10 protein-coding genes are annotated in these 16,010 nt (G+C 41.4%); 5 read left to right on the top strand and 5 right to left on the bottom strand.

Going from position 1 to position 16,010, the window contains the following annotated elements; all coding sequences use genetic code 11:
* The first annotated feature begins 130 nt into the window (after positions 1 to 130).
* The 4 genes from ACKPCE_RS07815 to ACKPCE_RS07800 all read left to right on the top strand — a co-directional run bounded on the left by ACKPCE_RS07815 (position 131) and on the right by ACKPCE_RS07800 (position 4,952).
* Positions 131 to 2,500: a TonB-dependent siderophore receptor gene (locus tag ACKPCE_RS07815; RefSeq protein ID WP_319504749.1), complete on the top strand. Its 2,370-nt coding sequence runs from the start codon at positions 131 to 133 to the stop codon at positions 2,498 to 2,500.
* Positions 2,501 to 2,513: 13 nt separating this feature from the next.
* Entirely contained in the window at positions 2,514 to 3,677 is a 1,164-nt protein-coding gene (locus ACKPCE_RS07810; protein WP_319504748.1) for a PepSY-associated TM helix domain-containing protein, read from the top strand.
* Positions 3,678 to 3,753: 76 nt separating this feature from the next.
* Positions 3,754 to 4,368: a porin family protein gene (locus ACKPCE_RS07805; protein WP_319504747.1), complete on the top strand. Its 615-nt coding sequence runs from the start codon at positions 3,754 to 3,756 to the stop codon at positions 4,366 to 4,368.
* 164 nt (positions 4,369 to 4,532) lie between these two features.
* Positions 4,533 to 4,952, top strand: a complete 420-nt coding sequence (locus ACKPCE_RS07800; protein WP_319504746.1) for an META domain-containing protein — start codon at positions 4,533 to 4,535, stop codon at positions 4,950 to 4,952.
* A gap of 124 nt (positions 4,953 to 5,076) precedes the next feature.
* Here the strand turns inward: ACKPCE_RS07800 and ACKPCE_RS07795 are convergent, their stop codons facing one another.
* The 5 genes from ACKPCE_RS07795 to ACKPCE_RS07775 all read right to left on the bottom strand — a co-directional run bounded on the left by ACKPCE_RS07795 (position 5,077) and on the right by ACKPCE_RS07775 (position 14,668).
* Positions 5,077 to 7,383, bottom strand: coding sequence for an alpha-amylase family glycosyl hydrolase (locus tag ACKPCE_RS07795; protein ID WP_319504745.1), 2,307 nt, complete (start codon positions 7,381 to 7,383; stop codon positions 5,077 to 5,079).
* Positions 7,384 to 7,460: 77 nt separating this feature from the next.
* The gene (locus tag ACKPCE_RS07790; protein WP_319504744.1) at positions 7,461 to 8,843 is read right to left on the bottom strand and encodes an Outer membrane protein SusF domain-containing protein; all 1,383 of its coding nucleotides are present in this window, start codon (positions 8,841 to 8,843) and stop codon (positions 7,461 to 7,463) included.
* A gap of 23 nt (positions 8,844 to 8,866) precedes the next feature.
* Positions 8,867 to 9,988, bottom strand: coding sequence for a SusF/SusE family carbohydrate-binding protein (locus tag ACKPCE_RS07785; protein WP_319504743.1), 1,122 nt, complete (start codon positions 9,986 to 9,988; stop codon positions 8,867 to 8,869).
* 43 nt (positions 9,989 to 10,031) lie between these two features.
* Entirely contained in the window at positions 10,032 to 11,606 is a 1,575-nt protein-coding gene (locus tag ACKPCE_RS07780; protein ID WP_319504742.1) for a RagB/SusD family nutrient uptake outer membrane protein, read from the bottom strand.
* Between the two features lie 26 nt (positions 11,607 to 11,632).
* Entirely contained in the window at positions 11,633 to 14,668 is a 3,036-nt protein-coding gene (locus tag ACKPCE_RS07775) for a SusC/RagA family TonB-linked outer membrane protein (protein WP_319504741.1), read from the bottom strand.
* A gap of 309 nt (positions 14,669 to 14,977) precedes the next feature.
* On the opposite strand from ACKPCE_RS07775, the gene ACKPCE_RS07770 reads away from it, so the two are divergent.
* Positions 14,978 to 15,991, top strand: a complete 1,014-nt coding sequence (locus tag ACKPCE_RS07770; RefSeq protein WP_024997091.1) for a LacI family DNA-binding transcriptional regulator — start codon at positions 14,978 to 14,980, stop codon at positions 15,989 to 15,991.
* The last annotated feature ends 19 nt before the right edge of the window (positions 15,992 to 16,010 follow it).

Genomic DNA, 16,010 nt, shown 5'->3' with positions numbered 1-16,010 from the left:
CATTTCAATGAAATAAAATCCCCATATATAAGTATTATGGCGCACAGAATACCTATTGCAAGTGATTTCATAACTTAGCAAGAGGCCTTTACTTTGCCTAATAATTTTTAAGGTAAACTAAGAGGTATTTATGAGAAAATTAAGTTTGGGCATCTTATTGGTGTTCTGTAATCTTTTTGCAACATTTGCAGGAGAAATCAAAGGAGTTGTTTTCAGCAAATCAGGCGAACGACTGGAGTTTGTGACCATTCAGTTGAAGGGTACAAACACAGGTGGAACAACCGACAGCCGCGGAAGATTCAACTTCCGTAAACTAACCAACGGACATTATACGCTGGTATTATCTTCCGTCAGCTATAAAACCAAGGAATTAAAGGTGGCACTTCCTTCCGACAACGGTGTTGTTGTGATGGATAGTGTTATTCTGGAACCTACTACACAAGAATTAGGCGAAATTGTTGTAACCGGCAATGCCAGCAAATACAACACGCGCGATATATCGAACTCCATTCGTTTGGGACAGCCTTTATTAAGAATTCCGCAGAACGTGCAAGTGGTGGGCAGCCAGATCATGGCCGACCAACAAATTGTGAGCATGAGCGACGGTATTGCCCGCAACGTGAGTGGGGTTACTAAACTGGAACACTGGGGCGACTCGTATACGCGCATCAACATGCGTGGTTCTCGTGCAGCCGCTTTCCGCGAAGGCATGAACGTAACTTCTTCGTGGGGACCGTTGACCGAGGACATGAGTTATGTGGACCGTGTGGAGTTCATTAAGGGTCCGGCCGGCTTTATGATGTCAAACGGTGAACCGAGTGGTATTTATAACGTAGTAACAAAGAAGCCTACCGGACAAACCAAAGGCGAAGCTACTTTTACTTACGGTAGCTACGACTTCTACCGGGCAGCGATTGACCTCGATGGCAAATTGGATCAAACAGGACGTTTGCTTTACCGCTTCAATGCGATGGGACAAACCACCAACTCTCACCGGGCTCATGAGTTTGCCAAAAGATACAGCATTGCGCCGGTGATCAGTTACCAGCTCGACCCGAAAACGAAGCTGACGGCAGAATACAACTTCCAATACATGCAGTCGTCAAACATCGGCTCTTATTACGCCTTCTCGCCCGACGGCTACGCCACGCTCCCACAAGATTACTCAATCTTGGAACCCGGACTGGAGCCAACAACCGTCAATGACCATACGCTTATACTGAACCTTCAGCACCAATTCAACAAAGATTGGAAATTGACGGCACAAACGGCGTATTTCAACTACAACAGACAGGGAAGTTCCATGTGGCCCGGCTCTTTGTCGGCCAACGGTGACATGATCAGAAACGTAAGCATCGGCGATGCGATCAACGAAATGAAGTTCGGTCAGCTATACCTGAATGGAAAGGCGCAGACCGGACAAGTCAGCCACACCGTTCTTGCCGGATTTGATGCGGGTGACAAACACGCCTGGTACGATTGGAGCAAATCATTTGCCCTCGACAGCATTGGTACCTACAACATTTACAACACCGAGTACAACGGTGGAAGTCCCTATTACGGCTACCCTTCGTTCGACCGTTCAAAGAGTCTGAAAGAAAGGGCCAATAACACGCAAGTAACCCAATCTTATGTGGGTCTTTATTTGCAAGATGTACTGGGATTCTTCAACGACCGTCTTCTTCTGACTTTAGCCGGCAGATATACGTATGTAAAAGACAGTTCTTACGGAACCACCCAAACCAAAGAGAGACATTTCTCTCCTCGTGTAGGCTTAAACTTCTCAATAGATGAGAACACATCGGTTTATGCTCTTTACGATCAAACGTTCTCTCCTCAGATGGGAATGCTGCGAAGCGGCAAAAAGGTGAAGCCCATTACCGGTAACAATTGGGAAGCCGGAATTAAACGCAACTGGTTTAACAACCGTTGGAGCACCAGTCTTACCGTTTACCAGATTTTGAAAGATAACGAAACCTCAAGCGATCCTCAAAACACGCCTCAGGAATCTTATCTTATTCAGGTGGGACAATCCAAATCAAAAGGGGTGGAAATCGACGTACAGGGAGAAATCGTGAAAAACCTGAGCGTTATTGCCAACTATGCTTACACCGATTACAAAGTGAGCAAGTCGGTCGATGCAAGTCAGCCCGTAGGCACTCGTCTGCCCGGTTACGCCAAGCAGAATTTCAACATCTGGTTGAAGTACAAGTTCACGCAAGGCATGCTCGATGGATTCAGCCTTTCAGCCGGACAAACGTCACAATTGGATCGCAGTTCATGGAATTGGGGAAGCACAATAAATAACACCCAATCGTTGCCCGATTACTTCCGTTTTGATGCAGCTTTGGGATGGAGAAAAAATAATTTAAATCTGGCATTGAACATTTATAACGTATTTGATCGTTATTTATACAGCGGTTCTCCCTACGGCAACTATTATTACTGGCAGTCCGAGGCTCCCCGTAATTTCAGATTAAGTATGTCTTACAGCTTCTGATAAACAAGATACAATGAAAAAATATTCAACCCGCAATCTCTTCAAAAAGCTTCACCTTTGGTTAGGCTTACCATCCGGAATCGTTATATTCATCGTTGCAATAACCGGTTGCATCTATGCATTTCAAGATGAAATAAAAGATATGATGCGTCCTTCCCTGAAGGTAGAATCGAACGGCAAAGCCTTCCTTTCTCCCGAGGAACTGAAAGAAAAAGCGGGGCGATATGTATTCGTTACTCCGGCAGATAGCAGCAATGCTATCTTCGGAGTAATGTATGCCACTTATGATAAAGCGGCAACTGTGGCTTGCAGCATGCAACCCAACGGCTACACCGTGCTTTATCTTAATCCGTACAACGGAGAGTTACTGCACAAAGAGGCATTTAAGAACGACTTTTTCCGCGTAATGTTGGCGGGGCACCGCAGTTTGTGGCTCCCCCACCCCATAGGCAAACAGATAGTTGGTTGGAGTGTTCTGGTATTTGTGGTTGTTCTTATATCGGGCATTGCTTTGTGGATTCCTGCCAAAATGAACAAAAAAGCACTGAAAGCCGGACTTAAAATAAAGTGGAAAGCTCCTTTCTCACGTGTCAATTACGATTTACACAACGTACTAGGGTTCTATACCGCCCTCGTGGCACTCTTAATTGCTTTAACCGGATTGACATGGAGCTTCAGTTGGTTTGCCAAAGGTTACTACGGAGTAATAACAGGCGGAAAGGAGTTTCGTAAATGGGAACCGGCACAATCGGACACAACGTTGGTTAGCGGCAGAACCGATGCTTCAACCATTCTGTGGGAACAGATGCTCAAAGAATATCCGGTAGGCAACCACGGTACATTCCGTTTTGATTTTCCGCAGAAACCGCAAGATGCTTTTACCGTATGCTTTAATCCGCACGAACACAGTTATTACGCTCGTGAATTTCGTTTCTTCGATCAACATACATTGAAAGAGTTGAAAGCCGGAGGAACGTATGGCATCAAGCTGGCCGAGGCAAGCGCAGGTGATAAATTATACCGAATGAATTATGACATACATACGGGTTCCATTTTAGGTCTCCCCGGTAGAATTATAGTATTTCTTGCGAGCCTCATCATTGCTTCACTCCCTGTAACCGGATTCATAATTTGGTGGCGAAAGAAGAAAAAAAGACGCAAATTGCATGATTGTTAGAATAAAAGTTTTACTTTTGCTCATCACATAAAAACGTACAGATACTTTTTATTATCTAATTATTAAAAGTAAGATTATGAAAATGACTATTAAAACTGGCTTGACAGCTATTGCATTACTACTTTGCGTTAACCTAAGCGCCCAAGAGAAACCGGTAACTTTTGGAGTAAAGGGAGGTCTTAACCTTTCTAATATGACACAAGATTTAAAAGGAGATGCCAAAGTAGGCTTTAACTTAGGCGTAACAATGGATTATGCATTACAAAACAATTTCTATTTATTAACCGGATTAAGCTACTCACTGGAAGGGAGCAAAGAAGACGATCTTAAAATTAATCTTTCTTACCTAAAGCTACCTATTCACTTTGGATATAAATTACCCGTTGACAACAACACCAAAATTGTATTCCATGCAGGACCTTATCTGGCATACGCACTAGATGGCAAATATAAATCGGGTGGAGTTAGTATTGATGCCTTCGACGATGATATTGAGGAAGCTTCAGGTTTTAAACTAAAACGATTCGACATGGGATTGGGATTGGGCATTGATGCCGAATTCGGACAACTATGCGTAGGTCTTAACTGCGATTTGGGATTAACAAACCTGATTGATGTGAAAGACTCTGCATTAGGCGATCCGAAAGGAAAAAACACCAACGCTGCATTGACAATAGGATATAAATTCTAATAAGAGAAGTATCTGTACGCTAATGAGACAAACCATGAAAAGGTATCTATTACAGATACCTTTTTTTGTGACCGTTAAACAAATATAAATAACATCTTTCACGAAGCAAGCAATGCACTTTTACTTCATTTAGACTATAAATAACCAATCAAAATAATGAAGTAATGAAAAAAGTATCGATTCTTATTTTTACATTTTGCATGATTTTAAGTTCATGTGCCACATCAAAAAGAGCACAACAAGACGTTTCTATTACAGCAACACAATGGAAATTGATAACTGTGGCCACCTCTTCAAAGGAACTTAAACCGAGCGAAGAAAACCCTGTGACACTAAAAATAGAGAACAACCAGGCAAGTGGCAACAGTGGTTGCAACTATTTCTCGGGACCTGTAGAGTTGAAAGAAAAGAGTCTCAAGTTTGGCGATTTGGCGTCAACCCGTAAGTACTGCATGGAAAGTATGGAAATAGAAAATGCCGTATTGAAAGCGTTGAGCGAAACGGATAATTACAGAATTAAGGACAATAAACTCGAACTTCGAAAAGGTTCCCAAACATTGGCTACATTTGCTATAGCCAATTAAGGCAACACGCGTACACGCGCATTGCAAACGAAATAAATAGTCTTAAAAAGAAAGTGGCAACTTTGTGCTTGTATGCACAAAGTTGCCACTTGATATATTACGTTTCAACGAATACAAATACAATTTAGTTAGACTGAAAATCTACAAACAATTTGAATTCGTGTGCAGGTATGCTTATCGTTTGATTAGTAGCCGACACAGAAACAGATTCTCCCGTCATGTAGTTATACCACGTGCCCGTATGCGGGAAGGTAACGGTATAGCTGCCTGCCTGATCCGTAAAGTTGCCTGCAACAACAAGTTTCTTACCTCCCCCTTCAAGAGTCAGGAAGCGACCGTTCAACCAGTTGGTATTTCCTTTTACCTGCCAGCTAAAGAGTGCTGAAGTATCAAATAATTCAGTATTTGCATTGCGCAAAGTCATCAGTTTGGCATAGGTGTCATAAAGCGCTTTGCGGCTTGCATCATCATAATACTCCCACTTAATAGGTTTCTTGCCGGTACGTCCGTTCTCTTCGATGGAATAATCGTAACCCAATTCACCAAATTGCCAAATCATTTTCGGGCCGGGTACAGTAAGGAAGAAAGCCGTATTCACTTTCAGTTGCTTCATGCGATCTGCCAGACTCGTTTTAAACGTATAATTGCCATAAGTGATTTGTTTAAAACTCATGCGTTCCTCGTCGTGGCTTTCCATGAACCCAACCAAAGAGCCCATAGGCATTGAAGTGTCATACAACCCCGAGAAATCACAGTTATCGGGCCATCCCATAGCCGATTCGCAATAAGCATAGTTCATGTTGCGCCACAAATACATGCCGTCATTGGCTAACTCCTTCTCTTCTGCGTTATCACAGAAATGTTCCAATATCATCATGGCCGAAGGATTGGCTGTTTTCACCGTACTGTTGTAATCTTTAAGAATGGCAATACGAGTAGCATCGTAAGCAGAAGCCGTACTCTCTGTGCTACTTTTTTGTGTAAATCCTTTCGTCAGGTCAAAGCGGAAACCATCAATCTTATACTCTTTTAGCAAGAATTCAAGGTTCCGTTTTACAAAAGCACGAACCAAAGGAGATTCATGATTGAAGTCATGAAACACACTGTAAGGGTGAGGCGCATCCACATTAAACCATGGATTCTGAGCAGACGTTTTATTCGTTGTACTGTTCCAATAAAGTTTAGCAAACGGATGTGAGCCGGTGGCATGATTATAAACCACATCAAAAATAACAGCAATACCTTCTCCGTGACATGCATCAATGAACTCCTTATACATCTTGTCTGTTCCATACGCTTTATCAAGCGCAAAGAAGAAACAGGGATTATAGCCCCAACTATCGTTTCCGTCGAATTCCTGTACGGGCATCAACTCAATGGCATTTACCCCTAAAGATTTGAGGTAGCTCAATTTAGCCTTAGCCCCGTTGAGGTCGCCCGAAGCCGTGAAGTCACGCAACAACATCTCGTAAATCACCAGATCATCCTTATCTTTCATTTTGAAAGCAGTATTCTTCCACGTGTAAGTATCCGATTCTGTTTTAAACACGGAAACAATGCCTTCAGCCCCTTGAGGATACGTCTTGTCTTCATTATAAGTAGTAGAAGATATATAAGAATCATTATCCGGATCAAGTATTTTTCTGCTATAGGCATCAGCCAGACGCGTAGCGCCTTCTGCCGCCGTTCCTACATAATATTGAAAAGCATACTCTTTAGTACCCGTCAAGCCGCTTAATGTAATCCACCAACAGCCGGCAGCGTCGTCGCGATTCATCTGAGATTTATCATCATTTGTCAACTTCCAGCTATTGAAATCACCTACCACATGCGCATAATCTTTGTGATTACCACTCTTATCCTTGTCGTAAAGCACCAACGTAACAGTAGAACTATTAACAATATTAATTCCCTCCTTTACTCCGGCAGGCAAGGTAGCATATTTAATAGCCGCAGGCGTAAATGGCTTGTATTTTGAATCGGTAACAGAAACAAAGGCATCATCAGTTAAGCCCTTCTTGCTGCCATCGGCGTTGCGAATCACAATTCCCAGTTTCTGAATGGAAGTTTCACCCGAGGCAAACCATTGCCGAACAGTAGGAGACAGCTTGACACTCCACACATTGTCGGCCGTTTTGGTCATTTTACATTTTGAGATATTTTCCGTCCATTCGGCAGGAACATACTTCCAGCTTCCATCAACAATTACGCCTATGTGAATATAAACATCTCCAACATAATTATACAAAGCAGAAGTACTACCTGCTTTAAAAGTAATTGTCAGCTCCTGATCCGCATCGGGAGCAGTTGGAGAATAGTTCAAACCTTCTTTGAGAACAACCGGTGGTTCTATGACAGGATCATCACTGCCACTGCAAGCAACTATTAAAAAAGGAATCAATAATAAAAACCAATACTTATATCTCTTCATAAAACTAAAATTTTAAAATCAGGGCTCCAAGCAGTGTACCTGTTGAAGCCCCGATCATTATACTGAACAGTATGTAATTACTGTTTTACAATTGTGCATTTATAAGCCTTAGGATCACTTAAGTTTAAGGTAATTAAATAAGTACCACTTTCAGCAATGCTCATATTGTCGCCGCCATAAGTCAGATTACTTGCATTACCTCCTAAGTTAATATCCCATGCATTATTAGCTCTGAACTTCATGGCCTTTCCTCCTGTTAATTCAGCCGTTACAGTCCATTCACCGGTCGTTGCATTGTAAGTCATATCAGTTGAAGCATCCCAGCTACCCGGTGTTGCATCACCAATAATTCCCCAAACAGTTTTGGTCACCGTATAGGTCATAGGAGTTGTTGCTAAATTAGCAGTTAAGCGGTAATAACCGGCTTCGGTTACACTCATGTTTCCAGCGTTAGCGTCGGTACTTAGCGTTCCGTCTCCTCCGTTACCGTAATTAGTACCTTCCCAGCTTGGTTGAGCGGTAAACTTAAACGCTTGACCGGCAGCTGTAAAGTTAACATATCCATCATACTTCATGTCATAGTTCTGACAATAAATAATAGGTGCCAACTCGGGCTTCCAATCTTGATGCGCCCCTGGTACATATAATTGAAGAACCATATCACCAATGTATTCAATGGTGTAAGTTGATTCCATCATATTCAATGTAAACTTAACGTAGCCTGCTTCTTCAGCTATTTTACCGGCTTGAGCATTATCGTTTACTAATGTACCCGTTGCAGAAGTATCACCATCGGCAGACGGACCAAGAACACCAGGGTTATTCCATACATTACCTGCATCCACATTCGATTGAGGAATGATTTTCCAGTAACAATTGGCAGGAACCTTAACGATAACAGTAAAATAAGGATCTTCATACACATCTTTACCGCTGTGATTGAATTGAACTAATTTGGTTCCGTCCCAATCATTCATATTACCGATTAAATAATAAGCCGTTTCAATAACGGGCGCCACCGGGGTAACAATAATATCAATCGTATCGGAAGAAGCGCGGAACACCTGACCATTTGTCTTCATGTACGCATGAACAACGCCTTTCATGGTTCTCGCTTCAGGACGTTTACCAAAAAGCTGTGTTACAGCCGATTGTAAATCGGCTGTTGCAACTTTACCCGTTGGCGTTAGACTCAAAAGTATTTTTTGGTCAAAGCTCAGATCGAAACCGGTAATCGTTTGCCCTTCACTCACCGGCGGAGCGGTGAATGAACAAACAGCAACCGAATCGGCCGTAACCGTTGCTAAATCAATTGCCGAAGCAGCCGTAGCTGAGAAAGAAACCGATTTACCATCTTCCTGTTCCCAACTCTGCGGAGCAGCAACATCTTCGTTAAAGTCCTCATCGCAAGCAACCAATGCTGATGCCAGCATGAGCATATATAATGCTATCTTTTTCATATTCATTTCCTGATTAAATGTTATTACTCATACTTTCCTTTACCAGTCATAAAGTTCAGGTAAGCTCTCTGTCCTGCACTACCAGTAAATCTTTCCTGATCACCACCGGTACCACGATAAGAAATAAGGCCATCTGCCAAAACGATAAACTCAGTTTTCCACCAATCAACATCTTTCAGTTTAACGCACATGCGTACCTCGTCAGTAGCAGCAAAAGGTTTGGAAATAAAGAATCCTTCTCCATCTGCAGGAACATCAAACAGATTGCTATCAAGCACATCCCAACCGCCGGCTGTTACACCCATCAAATAAACCTCAGGCTTATTAAACTCAACGGTGTAAACAATGTTACGGCCAACGATCTCAGCTTTTACAACCACCAGATACCAACCGGCTTTCGCAACAACAATATTACCGTCACCACTTAAACCAGCCTCTGCATTATCTTTCAACGTAGCAGTGGTTCCAAACTCAACGCCATCCCAAGCCTTTTCAATGTTGAACTTCAATTCGCCATTAGCGGGAACATAAATCATTCTCCAGAACGTACCGTTATTGTCATAGGTAGGAATCATTGCAATAGCGTTTTTCTCCCAATCCCATCCGCCAACACCGCTTCCGATGATATTCATTGTTTTGGGTAACACAACCGGACTTAATGCGAAATGTACGCGAACATTCTGTAATTCAACTACGTTGGAATATATTTCTCCCGTTCCGGTTGTTAATGCCGCCTTAAGACGAACATACATCTTGGTCACAATGGGAAATTCATCTTCTGTCTTGCCATTAGCTAAAGCCATTGTAGTTGCTGCTGTCGCAATTTCCGATGCATCAACATTCATTTTGGCAGTTGTATAAGTAGTAGCCAAAGTAGTATAGGCTCCTTCGGTTGTAAAATCGTTGTTTAGCGAAACCTGAACCGTATAGACTGTTGCAGCAGTAAAACCGTAATCAGGCTGCGAACAAGTCAGTTCCACGCTTGAAGACTTCGACAAGTCATATACTGCCGTAGAATAGGCAGGCGTATTCAATACAAAAGCAGTTGGATCCTGTAATATCGGATTTGAATCTCTGTCATCCTCACAAGCTGTGAAAAGAGATAATCCCAAGAACAAGGATGCCCATATCGTTATTTTTTTCATAATCATTACTTTTTATTAATTACTAAATCTTGTTGCAGCCTCATTAATAACCAGGATTCTGTGTCAGGTTAGAGTTAGAATTCAAGTCGTTGGTAGGAATAGGATATAAGTTATAGTTTACACTAAAACTGGTTCCTGCCTGAGTACCACCTTTCCATTGCCAAGTATAATCAGAGTTACCACCAAATTTGCCAAAACGGATCAAATCAGAGCGACGACGGCCTTCGAATGCAAATTCTCTGGACCACTCATCCAAAATCATACTCAAGGTATAAGAAGTCTCCGTCTTTGCATTTGCACGTGTACGAAGAGCATTAATAGCATTTTTTACGGGATCCGAACTGATGCTATTGTTTGCTCTGAGAGTTGCTTCAGCAAAAGTAAGATAAGCTTCGGCAGCCCGCATAAAAGGCACATCCGTATCGGTGAATTTGGAATCATTAGATGAAGCACCATCTGCTCTTACGTTTGAATACTTAGCACAAGAGAAGCCATTGACAAATTTGGATTCATCATCTATGGACAACGTACGATCAGTTCCGTAAAACAAAGCACGATCATCTTTAGCAGCTGTAACCATTTCAGTAACTCCTACATTAGGAGCATCGGATGTTGGAAAGAATTTAGCCATCAGCTGAGGACGGCAACGATTTCCAGCCCATCCTTCGGTAGTGCCGTAGTAAGGCATATCATCCTTATGTGTTGATGCAATCAAGAACAAACTACCACCGTAATTTTTGGTTGTAGCTCCATCTTGCAAAATAGGAAGGATAATTTCAGTGTTCGCTGTATTAACAGAACTACCATTATTATCAGCCATAAACAAATATTTATAAGTAGTGCTCAATGTATAAGCAGAGTTCATCACTTTTTCTGCATAAGTAGCAGCATCTGTCCAACGTGCAGTACCGGTATACACTTCAGCATTCAAGTACAAGCGCGACAACAATAGCCATGCAGCTGCCTTGTCAACACGGCCATACGTATTAGTACGTGGGTCCTTCATATCAGGTTCAATAGCTAATAATTCCGTTTCAACAAAGTTGAACAGTTCACTTCTTTTTGCTTGTTGAGGGTTCTCTGTTGAAACACTTGTTACCAAAGGAACATTGCCAAACATATCAATCAGGTAGTAATAATTCAATGCGCGAATAAAACGGGCTTCCGCACGCTGAGCAACAGACTCCGCATCCGTTTTTCCTTCCGTTTGTTCCAAGAAGAAGTTACATAGAGTCACATCAAAAAACAAACGATAATACAAACCTGTAATTTGGCTGTGAGAAGCTCCCCATGCGCCATAGTTCAATTCAGGAATTCCCACATCACCCCAGTTGCAATGAGCCTCATCGGTAGGTAATTCGTTCAGATTCCATATCAAGCGTACAAAATCAGAAGTTCCTTCATCAATTCCATCTACATCACCACTTCCGGCAGGACCTTCCTGTCCCGTCAAGCCGAGTGTTGCATAAATTTTAGTAAAAACTTCGTTTTGATTAAATTCCATTGTTGTGCTCGGATCAATCGGATTAACATCCAAATCGCTCACACAAGAGGTTATACTGAGCGCCAATGTCAAGGCTGCTGCCGGTATAATTGATTTTAAATATCTTAATTTCATAATGATGTTCTTTAAATGTTAAGTGATTAGAAGTTAAGACTTAAACCGATAAGTGAAACCAACGGACGTGGATAGATATCTCTGTCAATACCCATATCAACACCTCCGGTAACAGTTCTACTTACCTCCGGATCAAGGCCTTTGTAATCAGTAATCGTAAAGACATTAGATACTGCTGCATAAGCACGTCCACTAACACCTAATCCAAAGAGTTTCTTGAATGAATATCCCAACGTAATATTATCACATTTCAGGAAAGAAGCATTCTGTACATAATAATCGGACATATAGTAGTTACCGGTTCCCTGGAAGTTATTGGCAAGTACCATGGTAGGACGGTTAACCAAAAAATTCGAAGGAGCATAGAGTGTACCCATATCGCTATTGCTAGACTCTACATCATTATATACATAATTATTGAAGCTGGCACGCAGTGAAAAACTCAAATCCCAAGCTTTATAAATTAATTTAGAGGTGAATCCCATCAACACATCTGCTGTTGGTTTTTTGTAGAAGTATTTATCACTTTCATTGACTACGCCATCACCATTGCGATCTACAAACAAGTTTTCAATCGGTTTACCGTTTTTATCATATACTTGTTGGTATACATAGAAAGAAGAAGCCGGGTGTCCAACAGCATGCGCCTGAACCGTATTACCTGTTCCGGCAGAAATACCACCTGTAGTAACATAGTATCCTTCGCCGTCACCACTGGTTAATTTAGTAATTTCATTCTTATTATATGTGAGATTAAAACCAACATCCCAAGTCAAATCCTTTTCAACAATCGGTTTTGCGTTGATTGTTAATTCAAAACCTTTGTTTTCCAAAGAACCTACATTCGCATTTACCTGATTCTTAAAGTTTGTACCGGCAGCAACATATACATAATTCAACAAGTCATCAGTCTTGCGGAAATAGTAATCAGCCGAAGCAGTGATGCGACCATTAAGGAAACCAAAATCCAATCCGGCATTGTAAGTTGTTGTTTTTTCCCACTTCAGGTTTTTATTATAAGCATTCGGTCTATAAGTCTCACCATTTCCGTAACCGATAGGATAATAAGCACCATCTTTGTTGGCATTGTAAGAAGCAAAATAAGCATAATCACTACCAATGTTTTGCTGTCCTGTTATACCATATCCTAATCTGAGTTTCAAATCAGAGAAAAGATCTACATCTTTCATAAAAGCCTCTTCTTTTATTTTCCATCCCAACGCGAATGAAGGGAATGTTCCCCAACGATTGTCTTTGTGGAAACGAGAAGAACCGTCATGACGTACTGTAGCAGTAAACAAATACCTATCCAATAAAGAATAATTCAAACGACCAAAGAAAGAAACCAGGAAGTTTTCTGAAGCCCATTCTTTTGTTGTCAGGTTATATGCTTCGCCAGGTTTTTCTGTATGAGTAGACTGATAATAACCATTGTACCGTGAAGATCCTTCGCGGTGAAAATGTTGCCACTCGTAACCACCCATTACATCAAAGTTGTGAATATTCAACTGCTTAGTATATTGTAAATAAGAGTTAAAAGAAAGATTATATTTATCAATCTTTTCCCAACCATAACTACCGTAATAGTTATTAGAAGCTGAATAAGGATTAATATCCGTAGTTTGTTTACCCGTTGAGAGGTCCATACCTCCATTCATGTGAAGACGAAGATCGGGTAAGAAATGGAATTTATAATCAACTTCCAGATTACCTACCAAAGATTTCGATGTAGCTCTATCGTCTTTCATCTCAAGAGTAGAAACCGGATTGGCAGGTGCCAATGAGTTGAATGTGCGCGTCCAATTCGGATCATTCAAAGCTGTTCCGCTTGTTGTCCATTGGAAATACCCACCAAAATAGTTTTTGTAAACATCATCAGAAGAATAAACAGACTGCGTTGGATCAAAACGAGCGGCTGCTCCCACTACCCCACCATCGGCATAGCGACTTTTAGCCAACATCGCCTTCAAGTTTCCGTTCAGTTTCAAATAACCATCAAGGAACGAAGGAGCTACATTAACAGATGCCGTATAACGTTCAAATTTAGAAGTTTCAATAATACCATTCTGATTGGTATATCCCAAAGAAACACGATAAGGCATATTCTTCAAGCCTCCCGATATGGTAAGATTATGGTCTGTACTCAATGCAGTTCTATAGATCTCATCTTGCCAGTCAGTATTACTGTTTCCCAAAGCTCTGTAAGCATCGCTATCTTCTCCATAGAGTGCTACAATCCACTTACGATAATCACTTGCGTTCAGTACATCAAGCGTCTCTTTGACATTACTCATTGAAACATTACCGTCGTATGCCACACTAGGTGCTGCACCTGCAGAACCTTTTTTAGTAGTGATGATAATCACACCGTTTGATGCACGTGAACCGTAGATAGCAGTTGCAGAGGCATCCTTTAATACCGTAAAAGTTTCAATGTCATTGGGGTTTACCATTGATAAAGGGTTGGCCAAACCTTTAACGCCATCGTTATCCATTGCCAAACCATCAATGATAATCAACGGATCATTACTGGCCGAAAGAGAAGAACCGCCACGAATACGTATGGTTGCTCCACCACCCGGCGTACCACCATTAGAAACAACATTTACACCAGCTATTTTACCGGCCATTAAATCTTGCGCATTGGTTGTTAGTCCACGATTCAATTTATCAGGTTTTATAGCTGTAACCGAACCTGTTGCATCATTTTTCTTCACTGTACCGTAGCCGATAACTACGGCTTCCTCAAGCATCACCGCATCATCCTGAAGCGTAACTACCATGCTACGGGTTGCAGGAATCTCGGCCGACTTGTATCCTACAAATGAGAATACTAAAATAGAATTCTGAGGAGCATTCAGAACAAAGTTACCGTCAAAATCTGTAATTGTTCCGTTCGAAGTGCCTTTAACCAATATGTTAGCACCAATAATTGGTTCGCCTGTTACATCTTTCACATGTCCCCTAATGGAGATCTGTTGAGCAAAAGCGCCAATTGACAAGAACATCCCTAATAGCAGGGGAAGAATCGTTCGAAGGATTCTAAGATTAACTTGCTTCATGCATTCTTAAAATTAAAGTTAACAATATATTGAATATACATTTCACATCACTAACAGAACCTCTCATTCTGTTCGTTTGTCACTGCGACAAAAATAGGACTTCTTAACATGAGCGATACAACTTATTTAGTCAAATCTGCATTTAGCACAGTGCAATCGTTTGCACTCCGATGCGGAATCAAACACACCGCATAATCAAACAATTGCGGTTCGTTCCATTATTTTTGCATATAGTTAAAACAAAGTCCACATGCGATGGTTTTGTTATTTCCTTTGTATTATTTACCTTTGATTGAAACATTGAGAACCATGAACAAACCGCAGATAACAATAAAAGACATAGCCAAGGCGTTGAACGTCTCTCCTTCAACCGTGTCCAGGGCATTAAAAGACAACCCCGACATTAGTCAGGATACTCGAGATGCCATCAACAAATACGCGCGCGAACATAATTATAAGCCCAATGCTTTGGCCCTGAATCTTCGCACCAGTCGTTCAAACACCATTGGTGTTATTATCCCGCAATTGGTACATCATTTTTTCTCTTGCGTATTAAGCGGCATAGAAATGCAGGCGGCTAAAGCCGGCTATAACATTTTAGTGGCACAGAGCAATGAAGAGTACGAACAGGAAGTTAAAATAGTACACTCCTTTCTTGCTGCAAGAGTATGCGGCGTTATTACTTCATTGGCTAAAGACACCTCTCAATACGATCACTACCAAGAACTCCTGAACAACAACATACCTATTGTTTTTTATGACCGCATTTGTACCGGTATCAATACCGAACGAGTGGTTGTTGACGATTATGCCGGTTCTTTTGCTGCCGTTGAATACATGATTCAGACCGGCTGCAAACGTATTTTATTTTATAGCGGGCCACCTCATTTGGAAATATCCAAAAATAGAAGAAACGGTTATTTAGATGCCATGAGAAAATACAAAGTTCCGGTAGACGACAACATGATTAAATTATGCGATACCCGCGAACAAGCCATAGCCATCACACCCGACCTGCTGGAAAAGAAAAATCGTCCCGACGGTTTTTTTGCTATTAACGACGAAACAGCTTCAGGCATTTTGTATGCTTGTAAACTAGTAGGGCTTAAAGTACCCGATGAAGTCTCGATCTGTGGTTTTACCGATGGAGCCATTGCACAAAGTACAGATCCGAAACTAACTACCGTAGAGCAACACGGACAAGAAGTTGGAGAAAGTGCTTTTGAGATTTTAATAGGCCGCTTAGAGGGAACAAGCGGAGAACAAAAAAACAACAACCGGATTGTTAAAACCAATCTGGTAGTTCGAGGAACCACAAAATAATAATTACTAAGAAATAATA

It is taken from the genome of Bacteroides graminisolvens, assembly GCF_963666085.1.
In the GTDB taxonomy this organism is placed as follows: domain Bacteria; phylum Bacteroidota; class Bacteroidia; order Bacteroidales; family Bacteroidaceae; genus Bacteroides; species Bacteroides graminisolvens.
Note: the sequence above shows the minus strand (reverse complement) of the source record. Positions and strands in the feature narration are given on the sequence as shown.